The 18,642-nt window shown below is 62.6% G+C and carries 16 protein-coding genes, 2 tRNA genes and 1 pseudogene; 13 read left to right on the forward strand and 6 right to left on the reverse strand.

Translation table 11 applies throughout. The features are described from left to right. Positions 1–128: 128 nt before the first annotated feature. The 10 genes from iscU (at position 129) to PHX69_RS08265 (ending at position 5,591) form a co-directional block, all read left to right on the forward strand. The gene (iscU, locus tag PHX69_RS08220) at positions 129–533 is read left to right on the forward strand and encodes a Fe-S cluster assembly scaffold IscU (RefSeq protein WP_288043261.1); all 405 of its coding nucleotides are present in this window, start codon (positions 129–131) and stop codon (positions 531–533) included. 4 nt (positions 534–537) lie between these two features. Continuing rightward, complete coding sequence (gene iscA, locus PHX69_RS08225) at positions 538–861, forward strand: iron-sulfur cluster assembly protein IscA (RefSeq protein ID WP_119012301.1); 324 nt, start codon at positions 538–540, stop codon at positions 859–861. 69 nt (positions 862–930) lie between these two features. Next, entirely contained in the window at positions 931–1,449 is a 519-nt protein-coding gene (gene hscB / locus PHX69_RS08230; RefSeq protein ID WP_119012302.1) for a Fe-S protein assembly co-chaperone HscB, read from the forward strand. Positions 1,450–1,482: 33 nt separating this feature from the next. After that, positions 1,483–3,363 (forward strand): Fe-S protein assembly chaperone HscA, encoded by a 1,881-nt coding sequence (hscA, locus tag PHX69_RS08235; protein ID WP_288043263.1) that lies wholly within the window; start codon positions 1,483–1,485, stop codon positions 3,361–3,363. Positions 3,364–3,389: 26 nt separating this feature from the next. Beyond that, positions 3,390–3,728, forward strand: a complete 339-nt coding sequence (fdx, locus tag PHX69_RS08240; protein WP_119012304.1) for an ISC system 2Fe-2S type ferredoxin — start codon at positions 3,390–3,392, stop codon at positions 3,726–3,728. 1 nt (position 3,729) lies between these two features. Then, positions 3,730–4,461, forward strand: a complete 732-nt coding sequence (gene dnaQ / locus PHX69_RS08245) for a DNA polymerase III subunit epsilon (protein WP_119012305.1) — start codon at positions 3,730–3,732, stop codon at positions 4,459–4,461. Between the two features lie 22 nt (positions 4,462–4,483). Beyond that, positions 4,484–4,558: transfer RNA gene (locus tag PHX69_RS08250), tRNA-Val, on the forward strand. A gap of 38 nt (positions 4,559–4,596) precedes the next feature. Continuing rightward, a tRNA-Val gene (locus tag PHX69_RS08255) sits at positions 4,597–4,671 on the forward strand. A gap of 152 nt (positions 4,672–4,823) precedes the next feature. Then, positions 4,824–5,135, forward strand: coding sequence for a DUF883 family protein (locus tag PHX69_RS08260; protein WP_119012306.1), 312 nt, complete (start codon positions 4,824–4,826; stop codon positions 5,133–5,135). A gap of 60 nt (positions 5,136–5,195) precedes the next feature. Further along, entirely contained in the window at positions 5,196–5,591 is a 396-nt protein-coding gene (locus PHX69_RS08265) for a phage holin family protein (protein WP_288043266.1), read from the forward strand. Between the two features lie 360 nt (positions 5,592–5,951). Here the strand turns inward: PHX69_RS08265 and PHX69_RS08275 are convergent, their stop codons facing one another. Further along, complete coding sequence (locus tag PHX69_RS08275; RefSeq protein ID WP_288043267.1) at positions 5,952–7,034, reverse strand: quinone-dependent dihydroorotate dehydrogenase; 1,083 nt, start codon at positions 7,032–7,034, stop codon at positions 5,952–5,954. 35 nt (positions 7,035–7,069) lie between these two features. Between PHX69_RS08275 and rpiA the strand changes: the two genes are divergently transcribed. After that, positions 7,070–7,762, forward strand: a complete 693-nt coding sequence (gene rpiA, locus PHX69_RS08280) for a ribose-5-phosphate isomerase RpiA (RefSeq protein ID WP_288043268.1) — start codon at positions 7,070–7,072, stop codon at positions 7,760–7,762. Between the two features lie 41 nt (positions 7,763–7,803). Here rpiA and PHX69_RS08285 read toward each other — a convergent pair whose 3' ends face one another. The 5 genes from PHX69_RS08285 to PHX69_RS08305 all read right to left on the reverse strand — a co-directional run bounded on the left by PHX69_RS08285 (position 7,804) and on the right by PHX69_RS08305 (position 14,733). Next, positions 7,804–8,457 (reverse strand): glutaredoxin family protein, encoded by a 654-nt coding sequence (locus tag PHX69_RS08285; RefSeq protein ID WP_288043269.1) that lies wholly within the window; start codon positions 8,455–8,457, stop codon positions 7,804–7,806. A gap of 62 nt (positions 8,458–8,519) precedes the next feature. After that, on the reverse strand, positions 8,520–10,550 hold the full coding sequence (locus tag PHX69_RS08290) for a M3 family metallopeptidase (protein WP_288043270.1): 2,031 nt from the start codon (positions 10,548–10,550) through the stop codon (positions 8,520–8,522). Positions 10,551–10,624: 74 nt separating this feature from the next. Continuing rightward, a complete protein-coding gene (gene folD / locus PHX69_RS08295) occupies positions 10,625–11,482 on the reverse strand; it encodes a bifunctional methylenetetrahydrofolate dehydrogenase/methenyltetrahydrofolate cyclohydrolase FolD (protein ID WP_119012312.1) in 858 nt (285 codons plus the stop codon). Positions 11,483–11,560: 78 nt separating this feature from the next. Next, the gene (locus PHX69_RS08300; RefSeq protein ID WP_119012313.1) at positions 11,561–12,187 is read right to left on the reverse strand and encodes a response regulator transcription factor; all 627 of its coding nucleotides are present in this window, start codon (positions 12,185–12,187) and stop codon (positions 11,561–11,563) included. Next, a complete protein-coding gene (locus tag PHX69_RS08305; RefSeq protein WP_288043272.1) occupies positions 12,184–14,733 on the reverse strand; it encodes a PAS domain-containing sensor histidine kinase in 2,550 nt (849 codons plus the stop codon). Before PHX69_RS08305 ends, PHX69_RS08300 begins: the two co-directional genes overlap by 4 nt. 183 nt (positions 14,734–14,916) lie before the next feature. Here PHX69_RS08305 and aceE point away from each other — a divergent pair, with 183 nt between their 5' ends. After that, positions 14,917–17,637: a pyruvate dehydrogenase (acetyl-transferring), homodimeric type gene (gene aceE / locus PHX69_RS08310; protein WP_288043274.1), complete on the forward strand. Its 2,721-nt coding sequence runs from the start codon at positions 14,917–14,919 to the stop codon at positions 17,635–17,637. Beyond that, positions 17,555–18,642, forward strand: a pseudogene (locus tag PHX69_RS08315) (2-oxo acid dehydrogenase subunit E2); the annotation flags it as partial. The gene aceE and the pseudogene PHX69_RS08315, both read left to right, overlap by 83 nt.

The following is an 18,642-nucleotide window of genomic DNA, read 5'->3' on the forward strand; positions in this document are numbered from 1 at the left end:
GTGGGAGATGTTCCAGGATGGTGTAGACCTCAGCACCATCCAGTGGGCAGCCCACTAATAATATGTATCAAATTGGCCTCTAGACCTTGCGCAGCAAGCGCTAGTAGCTATTAATAAAGGAGTAAATTATGGCCTATTCCGACAAAGTGATTGACCACTATGAAAACCCACGCAACGTGGGTTCGTTTGACAAGGGCGACGAATCGGTCGGCACCGGCATGGTCGGCGCACCTGCCTGCGGCGACGTGATGAAGCTGCAAATCAAGGTCAACCCTGAAACCGGCGTCATCGAAGACGCGCGCTTCAAGACCTATGGCTGTGGCTCGGCCATCGCCTCATCGTCCCTGGTGACGGAGTGGGTCAAGGGCAAAACGCTGGACGAAGCGGCTGCGCTGAAAAACAGCGAAATCGCCGAAGAACTGGCGCTGCCGCCAGTGAAGATCCACTGCTCGATCCTGGCCGAAGACGCCATCAAGGCCGCAGTGCAGGACTACAAGGCCAAGCACGGCGCCGCAGCGCCTGCCGCTGCCTGACGCCATGGCCATCACGCTGACTGAAGCAGCAGCCCGGCATGTCAGCCGCTACCTGGCCCGGCGCGGCCAGGGGCTGGGTGTGCGGTTGGGCGTCAAGACCAGTGGCTGCTCGGGCTTGGCCTACAAGCTGGAGTATGTGGACGAGGCCGCGCCCGAAGACCTGGTGTTTGAAAACCATGGCGTCAAGGTGTTGATCGACCCGAAAAGCCTGGCCTACATCGACGGTACCGAACTGGATTTTGTGCGCGAGGGCCTCAATGAAGGCTTTCGCTTCAACAACCCCAACGAGCGCGACCGCTGCGGCTGCGGAGAAAGCTTCCGGGTTTGAGCAAAATTTGCCTGCAACCTTTGTGCAAAACCGCCACCGCGCACCGTGCTGGCGGTTTTTTTATGACCTATGAACCTGCAATCTGACGATTTTGCGTTGTTTGGCGTGCCCCAGCGCTTTGCCCAGGAGCGCAGTGCGCTCGATGCACGCTGGAAAGAACTACAGCGCGAAGTGCACCCCGACCGCTTTGCGGCCCAGGGCGCCGCTGCGCAGCGCGTGGCCATGCAGTGGTCGGTGCGCATCAACGAGGCCTACCAGCGCATCAAAGACCCGCAGCGCCGCGCGGCCTACCTGTGCGAACTGAACGGCGCGCCCATCCGTGCCGAAGACAACACCACCATGCCAGCGCAGTTTCTGATGCAGCAAATGGAGTGGCGCGAGGCACTGGACGAGGCCGATAGCGCCGCCGCGCTCGACGCCCTGGAAGGCGAAGTGCGCCAGGCGCGCCAGGATGCATTGGAGCGCTGTGCCACGTTGATCGACGAGCAGCACGACTACACCGCCGCTGCCCAGCAGGTCAGAGCCCTCATGTTCATTGCGCGTTTTGCCCAGGACATAGAGCGCCGCCAAGACCTGCTGGGACAATAACGACCTTCTCTCTACCCACACCAGAAAAAATCCATGGCGCTGTTGCAGATTTCCGAACCCGGCCAGTCCCCCGACCCGCACCAACGGCGTATTGCCGTCGGTATTGACCTGGGCACCACGCACTCTTTGGTGGCTGCGGTGCGCAATGGCGTTGCCGAGTGTCTGCCCGACGATGCAGGCCGGGTGCTGTTGCCCTCCATCGTGCGCTACCTTGAAGGCGGCAAGCGCCAGATTGGCCACGACGCCGCTGCTGCCCAGACGGAAGATGCGCGCAACACCATCGTCTCGGTCAAGCGCTTCATGGGACGCGGACTGGCCGACATCGACCATGCCGACAAGCTGCCCTACGACTTTGCCAACGGCAGTACGCATGCTGGCGCAGGGCAGGGCGGCATGGTCAGCCTGGCCACGGCGGGCGGCGTGAAGTCGCCGGTGGAAATCAGCGCCGACATCCTGGCCACGCTGCGCTACCGTGCCGAAGACACCTTCAACGACGACCTGTACGGCGCCGTCATCACCGTGCCTGCCTACTTTGACGATGCCCAGCGCCAGGCCACCAAGGATGCCGCCCAGCTCGCGGGCATCCACCTGCTGCGCCTGATCAACGAGCCCACGGCTGCGGCCATTGCCTATGGCCTGGACAACGCCAGCGAAGGCGTCTATGCCGTGTACGACCTGGGCGGTGGCACGTTTGACATCTCCATCCTGCGCTTGACGCAGGGCGTGTTCGAGGTGATTTCCACCGGCGGCGATTCCTCCTTGGGTGGCGATGACTACGACAGTGCGCTGGCCGACTGGGTGTTGCAGCAACTGGGCTTGCAGGTGAGCACGCCAGCCGATAAAGCCGCTGCGCGTTTGGCTTCCCGGGCTTGCAAAGAGGCTTTGACTGCTACTGAAAGCATAGCTTATAGCGCACATCTGGCGGGCGTTACAGTGCAATTTGATGTCAAACGTGCTGACTTTGAGGCTGCCACAGCGCACCTCACTGCGCGCTCGCTGGCGGCGGTGCGCCGGGCGCTGCGCGATGCCCAGCTCAGCCCCGCCGAGGTGCAGGGCGTGGTCATGGTGGGCGGCTCCACGCGCATGCCGCAGGTGCAGCGCGCCGTGGGCGAATTTTTTGGCCGCACGCCCCTGACCAACCTGAACCCCGATGAAGTGGTGGCGCTGGGTGCGGCCATCCAGGCCAACCAGCTGGCGGGCAACAACACAGCGGGCGATTTGCTGCTGCTGGACGTGATTCCGCTCTCCTTGGGCATTGAAACCATGGGCGGTTTGGTCGAGCGCATTGTGTCGCGCAATGAAACCATTCCCACCGCCAAGGCGCAGGACTTCACCACCTACAAAGACGGCCAGACCGCGCTGGCGCTGCATGTGGTGCAGGGCGAGCGCGATCTGGTGCAAGACTGCCGCAGCCTGGCGCGTTTTGAGCTGCGTGGCATTCCGCCCATGGCAGCGGGCGCAGCGCGCATCCGTGTCACTTTCACGGTGGATGCCGACGGCCTGCTGTCTGTCAGTGCCAAAGAGCAGGTCAGTGGCGTCGAGGCGCACATCGACGTCAAGCCGTCTTATGGGTTGAGCGACGACCAAGTCGCCCAAATGCTGCAAGACGGTTTTGCCACCGCCGCCCAAGACATCCAGGCGCGCGCGCTGGTAGAGGCCCGGGTCGATGCCGACCGCATGCTGATGGCCACCCAAAGCGCACTTGACGCCGATGGGGATTTGCTCTCGGGCACCGAGCGTGCCGCCATCGACGCCCTGATGGCCGCCCTGCGCAGCCAGCAAACCAGCCAGGACGCCGCTGCCATCGAGTCCGCCACGCAGGCCCTGGCCCATGGCACCGAAGCCTTTGCCGCGCAGCGCATGAACCGTGGCATCCGCGCGGCGCTTGCGGGCAAGAACGTGCAAAGCCTGTAACCCTTCTCACCCCTGCAAAACACGTTATGCCCGTCATCAAAATCCTGCCCCACCCCGAATACTGCCCCGCTGGCGCTGAAATCACCGCCCCCGCAGGCACCTCCATTTGCGAGGCCCTGCTGGAGCACCACATCAACATCGAGCACGCCTGCGACATGAGCTGTGCCTGCACGACCTGCCATGTGATCGTGCGCGAGGGGTTCCAGACGCTCAATGCGCCCGAAGAAGAAGAGGAAGACCTGCTTGACCGTGCCTGGGGCCTGGAGCCACAGTCGCGCCTGAGCTGCCAGGCCATTCTGGCGGGTGCGAATGTGACGGTGGAAATCCCCAAATACTCCATCAACCACGCCAAGGAAAACCACTGACATGGTGCGGCAGATTGTTCTGGATACGGAAACCACCGGCCTGTCGGCTGAGGGCGGCGACCGCATCATTGAAATCGGCTGTGTTGAGCTGGTGGCGCGCAAGCTCACCGGCAACAACAAGCACTTTTATCTGAACCCGGGGCGCGACAGCCACCCGGATGCGCTGCGTATCCACGGCATCAGCAATGAATTTTTGAAGGACAAGCCGCCCTTCAGTGCCGTGGTTGATGAGCTAATGGCGTACCTGCAAGGTGCTGAAATCATCATCCACAACGCCGCGTTTGACGTAGGCTTTCTCAACAAAGAGCTGGAGCTGACGGGCCGAGCGCCTTTTCGCGATTTTGTCGAAGAGGTGACCGACACCTTGGTCATGGCCAAGGAGATGTACCCGGGCAAACGCAATTCGCTCGACGCGTTGTGTGACCGCCTGGGCGTGGACAACTCGGGCCGCACCCTGCACGGCGCGCTGCTGGATGCGGAACTGCTGGCCGATGTGTACATCAACCTCACCCGTGGGCAGGATGCGCTGCTCATTGCCGACGAGGTAGCAGAAGGTGCACAGGCGCTCAGCGTGGTCAGTGGCATCGATTTGCGTGGCATTGCATTGCCCGTGCTGCACGCCAGTGAAGAGGAGGCTGCTTCCCATGAGGGCGTGCTGGCCCAGATCGACAAAGCCTGTGGTGGCAAAACAATTTTTCGGTCCATTCAGAACGCCGAAAAAACTGTGCCATAATTGCGGGCTGTCACGATGACACGGGTGATTAGCTCAGCGGTAGAGCACTGCCTTCACACGGCAGGGGTCACATGTTCGATCCATGTATCACCCACCATATTTTCAGTTTTTGACAGTCCTCGTGAATTTCACGACGGGTGATTAGCTCAGCGGTAGAGCACTGCCTTCACACGGCAGGGGTCACATGTTCGATCCATGTATCACCCACCAATTCAACCCTTGCAGGCCTTGTGTCTGCAAGGGTTTTTTAATTTCTGGTTTTCGGGTTGCTGCTATTGATTTCGCTAAGATGAGCGTGCGTTGCGAAGCCATGTGCACAGTGCGTGGTTCGTAGCCCATTTATTTTCTAACGAAAGGCTTGTATGACGAACTCCGTTTCCGACACCATTTCCAGCACCCAGACTGAACTGGAAAAACTGGTCGCCGATTTGCGTGGATTGTTGTCCAGCAAAGACCTCGACAGCGTGCCTGAAATCAAAGTTCTGCGCCAACGTCTGGACGATGGTATGCACAACGTTCGCGATGCAGCAGTCCATGCGGCGCAGGAAGCTGCGCGCCAAGCCAAGGACGCTGCCCGTGCTGCCGATCGCTATGCACACGATGAACCATGGCGTGTGGCTGGTGCCGCTATGGCGGTTGGCGCTTTGGTTGGTTTTCTGCTTGCGCGCCGCTGATCGGGGGCGACGGATCGCGCTCCATCGTGCGGTCTTGCCAATCTTCAAGGAGGCCGCCATATGAACTGGATTTCCATGCTTGGTCTGGAAGCCTTTGTGGCGCGTTGGCGCGCTTCGCTGATTGAAGGCGCCATCGCCGCAGAGGACAGGCTGGAGCTGGCGCACTTGGAGTGGCAGGAGCAGAAAAGGCGTTTGCGCTATTTGCTGGTGCTGACCATTTTGGTTGCTGGTCTGACCGTGGTAGCCCTCATCTTGTTGTCATTGGCCCTGATGGTTCAGTTCTGGGATACGCCGCAGCGCATCTTGGTCGCTTGGCTGGTGGCTGGTGGCTGGCTTCTGTTGTGGGGTGCAGCAATGTGGGCCTTGGTGTCTATGGTGCGCCAGGCAGGCAGTGCTTTTGCTCTGACACGCCGTGAACTGCTTCAGGACTGGCGTGGCATCAAGGAGCAGCTGTGAATATGCCGATTCCCATGGTTAAAAAACCGCTGCTGCCTACAGCAGAGCAGCAGCGTGTGCTGGCGCGCATTGCAGCCCAGCGTGAGCGTCTGGCTGCACGCAGAAGCCAGCGGTCGCAGTCGCTGGCCGCTGCGGTGAGAACCGGTCAAGGCGCCTTGCCCGAGACTTTGGTGTTGCGCCTGATGGTGTTTGTGAAACAACATCCTGTGGCCGTCGCTGCATTGGCAGGTGTTGCTCTGGCTGCTGGTCCTCGGCGGCTGGTGCGTTGGGCCAGTGTGGTGTGGCCCTTGGTGGTGCGATTGCGCTCTCGTTGATATTTTGAGCACTACAGGCGCCTTTGGGGCGCCTGTTCTTTGGTGGTTACGCCATCGTCTTGATCGCCTGTGCGGCTTTGCTGACCAAAGCCGGTCCTTCGTAGATCAATCCGGTGTAGATTTGCACCACATCGGCTCCGGCACGTATTTTGGCCACGGCGGCGTCGGCGCTCATGATGCCACCCACGCCGATGATGGGGAAGCGGCTACCCAAGGCAGCGCGCAGTTGGCGAATCACCTGGTTGCTCGCTTCCAGCACCGGCGCACCGCTCAAGCCACCAGTTTCATTGGCATGGCGCAACCCCTGCACGGCGCTGCGCCCAATCGTGGTGTTGGTGGCAATCACGCCATCCATGCCATGGCGCTCCAGTGTCGAGGCGATGACTGCTACCTGTGCCTCGTCCAAATCCGGTGCAATCTTGACAAAAATAGGCACCCGCCGAGCTTGTGTGCCACCTTTGCCATCAGGGCGGGTGTACTGGCGGGCGAGCACCTCGCGCCGCTCCGCAATGGCGCCCAGCAGGCTGTCCAGCGCCGCATCGCTTTGCAGGGCGCGCAAATTTTGGGTGTTGGGGGAGCTGATGTTGACCGTAACGTAGTCTGCGTGGGGGTACACACCATCCAGACAGGTCAGGTAGTCTGCCGTCGCATTCTCGATAGGGGTGGCCGCGTTTTTGCCGATGTTCAGGCCCAGCAGCATGGGGTGACGGCGTTTTTGCGTGCGGAACTTCGCTTGTTGCACGTTGCGTACAAAGGCGTCGAGTCCGTCGTTGTTGAAGCCCAACCGGTTGATCAGCGCTTTGGCCTCAGGTAAGCGAAACATGCGTGGCTTGGGGTTGCCTGGTTGGGGCTTGGGCGTCACGGTGCCCACTTCCACAAAGCCAAAACCCATGGCGCCCAGCGCATCAATACAGCGGGCATTCTTGTCCAGGCCTGCAGCCATGCCAACACGGTTTGGAAAAGTCAGGCCCGCCAGTTCAATCGGGTCATCGACCGTTTCGTTGCACCAGGCCCATTGCAGGGGGGTGCCTTGGCCGCGGGAAAGCATGTCCATGGTGAGGTCGTGGGCGGCTTCGGCGTCCATGCCAAACAAAAAGGGGCGGGTGAGGGCGTAGGGAATCAGTGACATGGGGATAATTCAAGGTTCACCCCCGATTCTCTCCCATGACGACCACTTCTTCCCCCCTGACCCAAGACGAACTCAAGGCCATGGTTGGCCAAGCCGCACTGCGCTATATCGCCCCCGGTGACATTGTGGGCGTGGGCACCGGCTCCACGGTCAACAAGTTCATTGATGCGCTGGCTACCATGAAAGACCAGGTTCGCGCCGCCGTTTCCAGCTCGGAAGCCAGCACTGCGCGCCTCCAGGCCATCGGCATTCCCGTACTGGATGCCAATGCGGTCGAGCAGTTGTCGGTGTATGTCGATGGCGCCGACGAAATTGATGGCCATGGCTACATGATCAAAGGTGGTGGTGCGGCGCTGACGCGCGAAAAAATCGTTGCTGCGCTGGCGCAGCGCTTTGTGTGCATTGCCGATGAGTCCAAGCGGGTGGCCACGCTGGGGCAATTTCCGCTACCTGTTGAAGTCATTCCCATGGCCGCCCAGCAGATTGCACGCCGGTTTGCCGCCCTGGGTGGACAGGCCACTTTGCGGCTGAAAGATGGTCAGCCACTGGTTACCGATAACGGCCAGCATATTTTGGATGTGCATGGTCTGCGCATTACCGACCCGCTGGCGTTCGAGTCTGCGGTGAACCAGTGGCCTGGTGTGGTGACAGTAGGCGTTTTTGCACACCAGAAAGCCTCGGTGTGCCTTTTGGGTACGGCCAGCGGCGTGGAAACTCTGACGTATTGAGTGTTCCGATGCCCGCTTGGGCATCGCCGTCCCCCGCGTTCTCAGAAGCGTATGCCTGCTGGGTTGCTGGGTGCGGGGCCTTGCGCAGGCAGTGGCATTCCTGTGTTGGGTGTCGCTGGTGTGCGGTCTTCGTTGGGCCGCGCCGCAGGCTCGGCGCGTTTGATTGCTACCAAAGGCGTGGCCGCCGGGCGACGGTAGCTGGGCGGTAACTGCGACTGCGTGGGGTAACCCGCCGCGTTCAGGTACTGCGTCCACTCGCTGTCAGAGAAGCCTTGCAGCTGTTGGTTGCCGATGGAGCCAAACGGCAAACTGGTGTTGCCGCTCAGCCGTTTGAGTGCTTCGATGTCCTCGTTGCTGCCGACAGTGCGTTCTGTGAACGGGATGCCCCGGCTGACCAGCATGCTGCGTGCGCTGGCGCAGGGCGCACAGTCGGCAGCCGTGTACAGCGTGACGGGAAAGCGGGCGGCAATCTGGCCCAACGCATAAGGCAGTGCAGAGCTTGCCCCGCCATCCTGCACCGTGGCTGCACGCCCCTCTGCGGCTACCGGTGCCTCATGGCTGGGGGAGCGGTCAGAGAAGGTGACTTTGCCGTCGGGGCCGACGATGCGGTAAACCTGCTGTGCCTGGGCTGTGCCAGCCCCGGCCAGCAAGCCCAGCGCCGCAGCCACTGCCAAGGTGTGGGAAAAGAAATGCATGGGTTGTCTCCAGAAATAGCGGCAACGGGCACGCCACGCCAAGGTGCTGTGCTATGGCCTGATCAGGCCATGCCCTGGTGGCGCAACAATGCGTCCAGGCTGGGCTCGCGGCCCCGGAAGGCTTTGAATGACTCCATGGCCGGGCGGCTGCCGCCTGCTTCCAGAATGGCTTGGCGGTAGCGGCGGCCCGTCTCGGCGTTGGGGGTGCCATCTGCGGCGGCGGTTTCTTCAAAGGCGGCGTAGGCATCGGCACTGAGCACTTCAGCCCACTTGTAGCTGTAATACCCTGCCGCGTAGCCACCAGCAAAGATGTGGCTGAAAGTGTGCGCAGTGCGGCTGAACGCCGGTGGTTGCAGTACAGCGACTTCGGCGCGCACCAGCTCCAGCAGGGGCATGAAATCTTGTGCCGGATCGTGCTCGGTGTGCAGCAGCATGTCGAACAGCGAGAACTCGATCTGGCGCAGCGTCTGCATGCCGCTCTGGAAGTTCTTGGCTGCAATCATCTTGTCGAACAGGGCGCGTGGCAGCGGTTCGCCGGTGTCGGCGTGGGCAGTCATGTGCTTGAGTACATCCCATTCCCAGCAGAAGTTTTCCATGAACTGGCTGGGCAGTTCTACGGCATCCCATTCCACGCCACCAATGCCCGATACGTCGCGCTCGTTCACCTGGGTCAGCATGTGGTGCAGGCCGTGGCCAAATTCATGGAACAGCGTGATCACATCGTCGTGGGTGAGCAGGGCGGGCTTGCCGTCCACACCGCTGGCAAAGTTGCACACCAGATGCGCCACCGGGGTTTGCAACTGGCCGTTGTCCGGGTGCAGCCAGCGGGTGCGCACATCGTCCATCCAGGCGCCGCCACGCTTGCCGTTGCGCGCAGGCAAATCCAGGTAGAACTGGCCGACCAGCTGGCCATCGCGCTCGATGCGGTAGAACTCCACCGCCGGGTGCCACACTGGCGCCTGGTCGCGGCGGATGGCCACTTCAAACAGCGTTTCAATGATCTTGAACAGGCCCGCCAGCACTTTGGGCGCCGGGAAGTATTGGCGCAGCTCCTGCTCGCTGAAGGCGTAGCGCGCTTCTTTGAGCTTTTCTGCCACATACGGCCAGTCCCAGGGCTGGGGGTCTGGCAAATTCAGGTGTTCGGCGGCAAAGGCGCGCAAATCGGCCACGTCTTTTTCAGCGTAAGGCCGGGCCCGTTGGGCCAGATCGCGCAAAAACGCAATGACCTGTGCGGGCGACTCGGCCATCTTGGGCACCACCGAGACTTCGCCAAAGTTGACGTAGCCCAGCAGTTGGGCTTCTTCCTGGCGCAGGGCCAGGATTTCGCGGATGAAGCCGGTGTTGTCGAATTGCAGCGCCTCTGCCGGGGCCTGGTCGGAGGCGCGGGTGACGTAGGCGCGGTACAGCGTGGCGCGCAGGGCGCTGCTGTGCGCAAACTGCATCACCGGCAGGTAGCAGGGCATCTTCAGCGTGAGCTGGTAGCCGTCTTTGCCCAGCGCCTGGGCGGCAGCGCGGGCGGTGCGCTGCACGTCGTCGGGCAGGCCAGCGACTTCGTCGGCGCTGGCGTAGTAGGTGTAGGCGTCGGTGGCATCGAGTGCGTTTTCGCTGAATTTTTGCTGCAACTCGGCCATGCGCTCCTGGATTTGCGCGAATCGCTCTTTGTCGGCGCCCGTCAGTTCAGCGCCCGAGAGCACAAAGTTGCGCACGGCGTTCTGGTGTGCCTGGCGCTGTTCGCTGTTGAGCAGCGCCGGGTCCATGGCCTTGTATTTGGCGTAAAGGCGCTCGTCGGCACCCAAGCGCGTCCAGAAATCGGTGACGCGCGGCAGGGCCTCGTTGTAGGCGGCGCGCAGTTCGGGCGTATCGGCCACGCTGTTGAGGTGGCTTACGGCCCCCCAGGCCCGGCCCAGCGCCTCGGTGGCTACATCCAGCACCTGCGCCATGGCATCCCAGCGGGCGGGAAAATCGGGCGCAGTGACGGTTTCCAGGGCTGCATTGGCGCGCTCCAGCAGCACGTCCATGGCGGGCGCCACGTCAGCGGGGGTGATGCGATCGAACGCGGGCAGGTCGGTGAAGGCGAGGAGGGGATTGCTCATGCGGGGTCAGATGGCGTTGCCGCGCATCAGTTCAATACGAAGGGCCGTGGCGGATGAAAAATGGCGCGCAGATTTCAGCCTGCCGCAGCGCGCTCGGCCGCCTCCAAGGTGTTGACCAGCAGCATGGTGATGGTCATGGGGCCTACGCCGCCGGGCACCGGGGTGATGTAGCCCGCCACTGCCTTGACGCCATCAAAGTCCACATCGCCGCAGAGCTTGCCTTCATCGTTGCGGTTCATGCCCACGTCAATCACCACGGCGCCGGGCTTGACCATGTCAGCAGTGAGCACGTTGCGCTTGCCCACGGCGGCGACCACGATGTCTGCCTGGCGCGTCATGGCAGCCAGATCAAAGGTGCCGCTGTGGCAGACGGTGACGGTGGCGTTGGCTGCCAGCAGCATCATGGCCATGGGTTTGCCGACGATGTTGCTGCGGCCAATCACGACCGCGTGCTTGCCGCGCAAATCCTTCATGCCGATGGATTCGAGCATCTTCATGCAGCCATAGGGCGTGCAGGCTTTGAAGCCGACTTCGCCCACCATCAGCGCACCCGCGCTGGCCACGTGGAAGCCGTCCACGTCCTTCAGCGGCGAGATGGCTTCAATCACTTTGTGGTCGTCGATGTGCGCAGGCAGTGGCAGTTGCACCAGGATGCCGTGGATGGCCGGGTCGTTGTTCAGCGCCTCGACGCGGGCCAGCAGCTCGGCTTCGCTCAGGCTGGCGTCGTATTTCTCCAGCACCGAGTGCAGGCCGGCCTCTTCGCAGGCTTTGACTTTGTTGCGCACATAGACCTGGCTGGCGGGGTTGTCGCCCACCAGCACCACGGCCAGGCCGGGGGTGGTGCCGCGCGCGCGCAAGGCGGCTGCGCGCTGGGCCACTTCGGTGCGCAGTTGGCGCGAGAGGGCGTTGCCGTCAATCAGTTGGGCTGTCATTTGAGAATTCCAATGAAAATAGGCTCTAGCGCTTACGTGGTGAGCGCTAGCAGCTATGAAAAAAGGAGCTATCGCCCCTCAGGCCTTGGGTGCGTTTTGCCCCAGGGCAATCTTGAGCAAATCGGCCACGGTGTTGGCGCCAAGCTTTTCCATGATGTTGGCGCGGTGCGCTTCCACCGTTTTGATGCTGATGCCCAGGTCGTCGGCGATCTGCTTGTTCAGGCGGCCAGCGACGATGCGCTCCAGCACCTGGGCTTCGCGGGTGGTGAGCTTGGAGAGCAGGGCGTCGCGGCTGGCGGCCTGCTGGTGGCCGGTGAAAGCCTCGCGGGCATGCTCCAGCATGCGTTCGACCAGTCCTACCAGTTCTTCTTCATTGAACGGCTTCTGGATGAAGTCCAACGCGCCCTTCTTCATGGTGTTGACCGCCATGGGCACATCGCCGTGGCCGGTGATGAAGACGATGGGGAGCGGCGACTTGCGCTCGATCAGCCGGTCTTGCAGCTCCAGCCCGGTCATGCCGCCCATGCGGATGTCCACGATCAGGCAGGCCACTTCGCGCTGGTCGTAGCGCGCCAGAAAGGATTCGGCCGAATCAAAGCAGCGTACCCGGTAGTCCTTTCCTTCGAGCAGCCATTGCAGCGAATCGCGCACGGCCTCGTCATCGTCGACTACGTAAACAGTGCCTTTTTTCGGAATCAAACTCATGCAATTGTCCTTGGGGGGTGTGCGTTTGCTACAAGATTTGTAGTGTCACTGGGAGGTGCAGCAAGCGGAAGCCAGAATGAAAACCGGCACCCCGTGACCTCCGAACCATTGTAGAGGTTCTGCGCCTGCATTCTCCCTTGGTGGGATTCGACGATGCTGCGGCACAAATTCAGTCCCATGCCCATGCCTTCTTGCTTGGTGGAGAAGAAGGCTTCGAACAGGCGCTCCAGCACCTCTGCGGCCAGGCCCTGGCCGGTGTCCTGCACAGAAAATTCCACCACCTCCTGGCCATCGACCTGCTTGGGCACCACGCGCAGCTCCACGCTGCGACCGGCTGGGGGGCGGCGCGCCTGGGCAATCGATTCGGCGGCGTTTTTCATCAGGTTGATCAGCACCTGCTCGATCAGGATGGAGTCGGCCATGACCGGGGGCAGGCGCGCTGCCACATGGTGGGTCAGGCGCACGTTGTGTCGGCGCAGTTCGATGTCGGCCAGTTCCACGGCTTCGGCCACCATGTTGGCCACGTCGGCCAGTTGGCGGTTGGGCTCGCTTTTTTTCACGAAGTCGCGGATGCGCTGGATGATCTGGCCCGCGCGCTGGGCCTGGTGGGCGGTTTTTTCCAGCGCCGTGAGCAGGGTTTCCTGCGTGATCTGGCCGCTGTGGATGCGCGAGATGATGCCGCTGCAGTAGTTGTTGATGGCCGTGAGCGGCTGGTTGAGTTCGTGCGCCACGCTGGACGCCATCTCGCCCATGGTGATGAGGCGGCTGACCGACTGGGCGCGTTCGGTCTGGCGCGCAGCCTGCTCTTCGGCCTGGCGCCGGGGTGTGATGTCGGTGGCAATCACCATCTGCGCTAGGCGACCGTCCACCCAGCTGAGATAGCGCGAGCGCACCTCCAGCCACTTGCCCAGATCGGGCAGGTAGATTTCGGCGTTTTCCGAGTGCGCGCTGGTCAGGGAGTCGGCAGGCAGGCCCATCAGGCCGTCTTCGTCATCGGCCCCGCTGGCGCTGGTCGAGGGCAGCACGCCTGCCTGTGCCACCAGCTGCAAGTGCCCCACCGTTTGCGAACCAAACCACTGGCGGTAGAGCTTGTTGGCAAACAGCAGCTCCTCGCTGCCCAGCGGCGCGACCGATACCGAAGCGTCCAGCGCTTCGAGCACGATGGTGAAGCGCTCGTGCGAGGCCGAGAGCTGCTCGCGGATGCGGTTGGGCTCGGTGATGTCGGTCATCGATGTCATCCAGCCCGTTTGCTGGCCGCGCGCGTCGATGAGGGGCGAGACGTACAGCCGCGCATCAAACACCGCACCGTTTTTGCGCCGCACCCGCACCTGAAAGCCGCCGGGCATGGTTTTGCCGCTCAGCTCATCCTTCAGGTGGTTTTGCAATTGCTCGTGGTCGGACTCGGGCCAGTAAGAGTAGGGCGGTACTTGCCCCACCAGCTCGGCCTCGCTCCAGCCCGTCATCTGGCAGAAGGCGGCGTTCACATAGGTGATGCGGCCTTGCAGGTCAAGGGCGCGCATACCGGTGAGCACGGAGTTTTCCATGGCGCGGCGGAAATTGGTTTCTGCCACCAGCGCCAGCTGCGTCTGCATGCGCCGACGGGTGTGGCGCCAGGTGGCAATCAGCATCCAGGCCGTCATGGCGCTGAGCGTGACGACCAGCCAGAACAGGCCGCTGCCCACCACCCCCAGCGAGGTGCGGTAGGCCTGGGCCCGCAGCACCAGGCCGTTGCCTACGGGCGAGACGGGCACTTCGTAGGCGTTGGCCTGTGCGCTCCAGGGGAGCCACTGGGCTGAGCGGTGGCGCGGCGCCAGCGGTGTGCCCGCCAGCACCTGTCCTTTGGCGTCCAGCAGTGTGACTGCGTAGCGCGCCAGCACCTCGGTGGGCGTGCCGTAGCGCAGCAGGCTGTCGATGGAGTATTCGCCCAGCACCACGCCGCCAAACTGGCCTTGCACGTTGATGGGCACTTGCAGCTGGAGCAGGGGCGTGGTTTCGCCGTCGGTGGCGCTTTGCTGGGCGTACACCGGTTGCTGCAAATCGCGCGTCAGGCCAAAGGTGTCGGCGGTTTCGCCACTTTTGAGCACTTCGCCGGGCACGCGCACCTGCTCGCCCGCCAGCGATGGCGCGGCATGGCTGGCTTTGGTGCGGCCGTGATCGTCCAGCCAGGTGATGGCTTGCAGCTCGGGGTATTGGCTGATCAGGGCTTCGGCGCGCTGGCCAAACTGGGCTTTGTCCATGTCCTGGTTGGACAGGTCGCGGGCAATGCGCATGAGCTGCTCCTGGCGCTCCAGCAGGCGCAGGCGCACGCGCTGCTGGGCGTATTCCGCGTCACGGCGCAGGGCTTCCTGTTCGCGCTCGCCTTCTTCCATGCGCAAGTACCAGAACGCCGCCACGATGGCCGCCATGAACATCAGCACGGCCGCCAAAGGTGCCAGTGCGGCAAACCTGTCCTGGCGCGTGGGCGAAAGGCTGCGCCACCAGGCGCGCCATCCGCGCACCAGCGACGAGCCATGTGTCTGTATTGCAGTGAGAGAAGTCCGGTACATATGGGCTGCAAGTGTAGGGTGCGCCAGCGCTGTGCCCAGCCTCGTATTTTTGTGCGGTTGCAGCAATTTTTCGCATTGTGGAAATTGAAGGCATCATTTGAAATTGCGAAAAAATATGCGAAACTTGTGCCGCAGCGCCTCCAGCGCGCACCCCATTTGTGGTCAACCGATAGGAGACAAACCATGTCAGCACAGACCGATCCACAGGCCAGCGCCAGCGGCCTCGATAGCGATCTTCAAGAAACACGCGAATGGACGGATGCGCTGTCCGCCGTCATCGAGAGCCAGGGCTCAGAGCGCGCCCACTTTCTGCTGGAGCAGCTGCTGGAACATGCCCGCCAAAGCAGCGTGGACATGCCTTTCTCGGCCAACACCGGCTACGTCAATACCATCGAGCCCAGCCAGGAAGCGCGCAGCCCCGGCAACCTCGAAATCGAGCAGCGCCTGCGCGCCTACATGCGCTGGAACGCCATGGCCATGGTCGTCAAGGCCAACCGCCACAACCCGCCTGAAGGGGGCGATCTGGGCGGCCACATCGGCTCCTTTGCCTCGCTGGCCAGCATGTTTGGTGCGGGCTTCAACCACTTCTGGCACGCCGAGAGCGACAACCACGGCGGCGATCTGCTCTACATCCAGGGCCACGTCTCGCCCGGCATTTACGCGCGTGCTTATCTGGAAGGGCGCATCTCGGAAGAGCAACTGCTCAATTTCCGCCAGGAAGTGGACGGCAAGGGCCTGTCCAGCTACCCCCACCCCAAGCTCATGCCCGAGTTCTGGCAGTTCCCCACCGTGTCCATGGGCCTGGGGCCGTTGATGGCGATTTACCAAGCGCGCTTTTTGAAATACCTGCACGCCCGTGGCATTGCCAACACCGAAAACCGCAAGGTCTGGGTGTTCTGCGGCGATGGCGAAATGGACGAAGTCGAATCCCTGGGCGCCATTGGCCTGGCCGCGCGCGAGAAGCTCGACAACCTGGTGTTCGTCATCAACTGCAACTTGCAGCGCCTCGATGGCCCGGTGCGCGGCAACGGCAAAATCATCCAGGAGCTGGAAGGCGAGTTCCGTGGCGCGGGCTGGAACGTCATCAAACTGATCTGGGGCAAGGGCTGGGACGAGCTGCTGGCCAAAGACCATGACGGCGCGCTGCGCAAGCTCATGATGGAAACCAACGACGGCGACTACCAGGCCATGAAGGCCAACGACGGTGCCTACGTGCGCAAAAACTTCTTTGGCCGCGACCCGCGCACGCTGAAGATGGTCGAGCACATGAGCGACGACGAAATCTGGAACCTGCAACGCGGTGGCCACGACTCGCAAAAGGTGTACGCCGCCTTCCATGCGGCGCAAAACCACGGCGGCCAGCCTTCGGTGCTGCTCATCAAGACCGTCAAGGGCTTTGGCATGGGCAAGATTGGCGAGGCCAAGAACACCGTTCACCAGACCAAAAAGCTCAGCGACGAAGACATCAAGGCCTTCCGCGACCGCTTCAACATCCCCGTGCCCGACAGCCAGATCGCCGAGCTGCCTTTCTACAAGCCAGCCGACGACACCCCGGAAATGCAGTACCTGCACGCGCGCCGCAAAGCGCTGGGCGGCTACCTGCCACACCGCCGTGTGAAATCGGACGAGAGCTTCACGGTGCCTGCACTCGACACCTTCAAGGCCATCCTGGAGCCCACGCCCGAGGGCCGCGAGATCAGCACCACGCAAGCCTACGTGCGCTTTTTGACGCAGCTGCTGCGCGACCAGGCCCTGGGCCCGCGCGTGGTGCCCATCCTGGTCGATGAGGCGCGCACCTTCGGCATGGAAGGGCTGTTCCGCCAGATCGGCATCTACAACCCCGCAGGCCAGCAGTACACCCCGGTCGATAAAGACCAGGTCATGTACTACAAGGAAGACAAGGCCGGGCAAATCCTGCAAGAAGGCATCAACGAGGCCGGCGGCATGAGCAGCTGGATTGCCGCCGCCACCAGCTACAGCACCAACAACCGGATCATGATCCCGTTCTACGTGTACTACTCGATGTTCGGCTTCCAGCGCATTGGCGACCTGGCCTGGGCAGCGGGCGATATGCAGGCGCGCGGCTTCTTGCTGGGCGGCACCTCGGGCCGCACCACGCTCAACGGCGAAGGCTTGCAGCACGAAGACGGCCACAGCCACATCCTGGCAGGCACGATCCCCAACTGCGTCAGCTACGACCCCACCTTTGCCCATGAAGTGGCCGTCATCCTGCACCACGGCTTGCAGCGCATGGTCGAGCGCCAGGAAAACGTCTTCTACTACCTGACCCTGCTCAACGAGAACTACGCCATGCCCGGCCTCACCCCCGGCACTGAGGCGCAGATCATCAAGGGCATGTACCTGTGCAAACCCGGCGCCGAGGGCGACAAGCGCGTGCAGCTGCTGGGCTCGGGCAGCATCCTGCGCGAATCCTTTGCCGCGCAAACCCTGCTGGCCACCGACTGGGGCGTGCAGGCCGATGTGTGGAGCTGCCCATCGTTCAACGAGCTGACCCGCGATGGCCAGGACGCCGAGCGCTGGAACCTGCTGCACCCGCTGGAGACGCCGCGCGTGCCCTTTGTGGCGCAGCAACTGGGCGGTCACACCGGCCCCGTGGTGGCTTCCACCGACTACATGAAGGCCTACGCTGAGCAGATTCGCCCCTTCATCCCCGCCAACGCCGACGGCACGGTGCGCAGCTACAAGGTGCTGGGCACCGACGGCTTTGGCCGCAGCGACTTCCGCAGCAAGCTGCGCGAGCACTTCGAGATCAACCGCCACTACATCGTCGTGGCCGCGCTCAAGGCGCTGGCACAAGACGGCAAGCTGCCCGCCCAGCGCGTGGCCGAGGCCATTGCCAAATACGGCATCCAGGCCGACCGCATCAACCCGCTGTACGCCTGAAACCGGGAGACACACCATGGCACTGATTGAAATCCAGGTTCCCGACATTGGCGACTTCGACGCCGTGACGGTCATTGAGCTGCTGGTCAAACCCGGCGACACCGTGCAGGCCGAGCAAAGCCTGATCACCGTCGAGTCCGACAAGGCCTCGATGGAGATTCCTTCCAGCCACGCTGGCGTGGTCAAGGAGCTGCGCGTGCAGATTGGCGACCAGGTCAAGCAAGGCAGCGTGGTGCTGGCGCTGGAAGTGGCCGAAGGCGCCGCCGCCGCACCTGCCGCCGCACCAGCACCGGCACCAGCAAGCGCTCCTGATTCGGGAGCTGCTAGCGCAGGCCCCGCAACGGTTTCAGCACCAAAAACACTTGCAACTGCCGCTGCACAAGCGCCAGCAGCTCCTGCTTTGGTAGCAGCCAGCGCCGCCGCCCCCGTGCCCGCCCACCAGCCCACGGCTGCGCCCACGGGCAAACTGCCGCATGCCTCGCCCTCGGTGCGCAAATTTGCGCGCGAACTGGGCGTGCCGCTGGCCGAAGTCAAGGGCACCGGCCCCAAAGGCCGCATCACCCAGGCCGACGTGCAAGCCTTTACCCAATCGGTGATGGCGGGCAGCCTGCAAACCCAGGCCCAGGCCGCCAAGGCGCCCGCCGCCAGCGCAGGCACCGGCGCCGGGCTGGACTTGCTGCCCTGGCCCAAGGTCGATTTCGCCAAGTTTGGCGCCGTCGAGCGCAAGGAGCTGAGCCGCATCAAGAAGATCAGCGGTGCCAACCTGCACCGCAACTGGGTGATGATTCCCCACGTCACTAACAACGACGAGGCCGACATCACCGAACTCGAAGCCTTCCGCGTCTCTACCAACAAAGAGAACGAGAAGAGCGGCGTCAAAGTGACCATGCTGGCCTTCGTCATCAAGGCCGTGGTGGCCGCGCTGAAGAAATTCCCCGAGTTCAACGCCAGCCTGGACGGCGATACGCTGGTTTACAAGCAGTATTTCCACATCGGTTTTGCGGC

It is taken from the genome of Simplicispira sp., assembly GCF_028687295.1.
GTDB classification, from domain to species: Bacteria; Pseudomonadota; Gammaproteobacteria; order Burkholderiales; family Burkholderiaceae_C; genus Simplicispira; species Simplicispira metamorpha.

Excerpts from the sequence above, each read along its gene's own strand:
- iscU (WP_288043261.1), top strand. The coding sequence starts at position 129 with ATGGCCTATTCCGACAAAGTGATTGACCACTATGAAAACCCACGCAAC.
- iscA (WP_119012301.1), top strand. The coding sequence starts at position 538 with ATGGCCATCACGCTGACTGAAGCAGCAGCCCGGCATGTCAGCCGCTAC.
- hscB (WP_119012302.1), top strand. The coding sequence starts at position 931 with ATGAACCTGCAATCTGACGATTTTGCGTTGTTTGGCGTGCCCCAGCGC.
- hscA (WP_288043263.1), top strand. The coding sequence starts at position 1,483 with ATGGCGCTGTTGCAGATTTCCGAACCCGGCCAGTCCCCCGACCCGCAC.
- fdx (WP_119012304.1), top strand. The coding sequence starts at position 3,390 with ATGCCCGTCATCAAAATCCTGCCCCACCCCGAATACTGCCCCGCTGGC.
- dnaQ (WP_119012305.1), top strand. The coding sequence starts at position 3,730 with ATGGTGCGGCAGATTGTTCTGGATACGGAAACCACCGGCCTGTCGGCT.
- PHX69_RS08260 (WP_119012306.1), top strand. The coding sequence starts at position 4,824 with ATGACGAACTCCGTTTCCGACACCATTTCCAGCACCCAGACTGAACTG.
- PHX69_RS08265 (WP_288043266.1), top strand. The coding sequence starts at position 5,196 with ATGAACTGGATTTCCATGCTTGGTCTGGAAGCCTTTGTGGCGCGTTGG.
- PHX69_RS08275 (WP_288043267.1), bottom strand. The coding sequence starts at position 7,034 with ATGTCACTGATTCCCTACGCCCTCACCCGCCCCTTTTTGTTTGGCATG.
- rpiA (WP_288043268.1), top strand. The coding sequence starts at position 7,070 with ATGACGACCACTTCTTCCCCCCTGACCCAAGACGAACTCAAGGCCATG.
- PHX69_RS08285 (WP_288043269.1), bottom strand. The coding sequence starts at position 8,457 with ATGCATTTCTTTTCCCACACCTTGGCAGTGGCTGCGGCGCTGGGCTTG.
- PHX69_RS08290 (WP_288043270.1), bottom strand. The coding sequence starts at position 10,550 with ATGAGCAATCCCCTCCTCGCCTTCACCGACCTGCCCGCGTTCGATCGC.
- folD (WP_119012312.1), bottom strand. The coding sequence starts at position 11,482 with ATGACAGCCCAACTGATTGACGGCAACGCCCTCTCGCGCCAACTGCGC.
- PHX69_RS08300 (WP_119012313.1), bottom strand. The coding sequence starts at position 12,187 with ATGAGTTTGATTCCGAAAAAAGGCACTGTTTACGTAGTCGACGATGAC.
- PHX69_RS08305 (WP_288043272.1), bottom strand. The coding sequence starts at position 14,733 with ATGTACCGGACTTCTCTCACTGCAATACAGACACATGGCTCGTCGCTG.
- aceE (WP_288043274.1), top strand. The coding sequence starts at position 14,917 with ATGTCAGCACAGACCGATCCACAGGCCAGCGCCAGCGGCCTCGATAGC.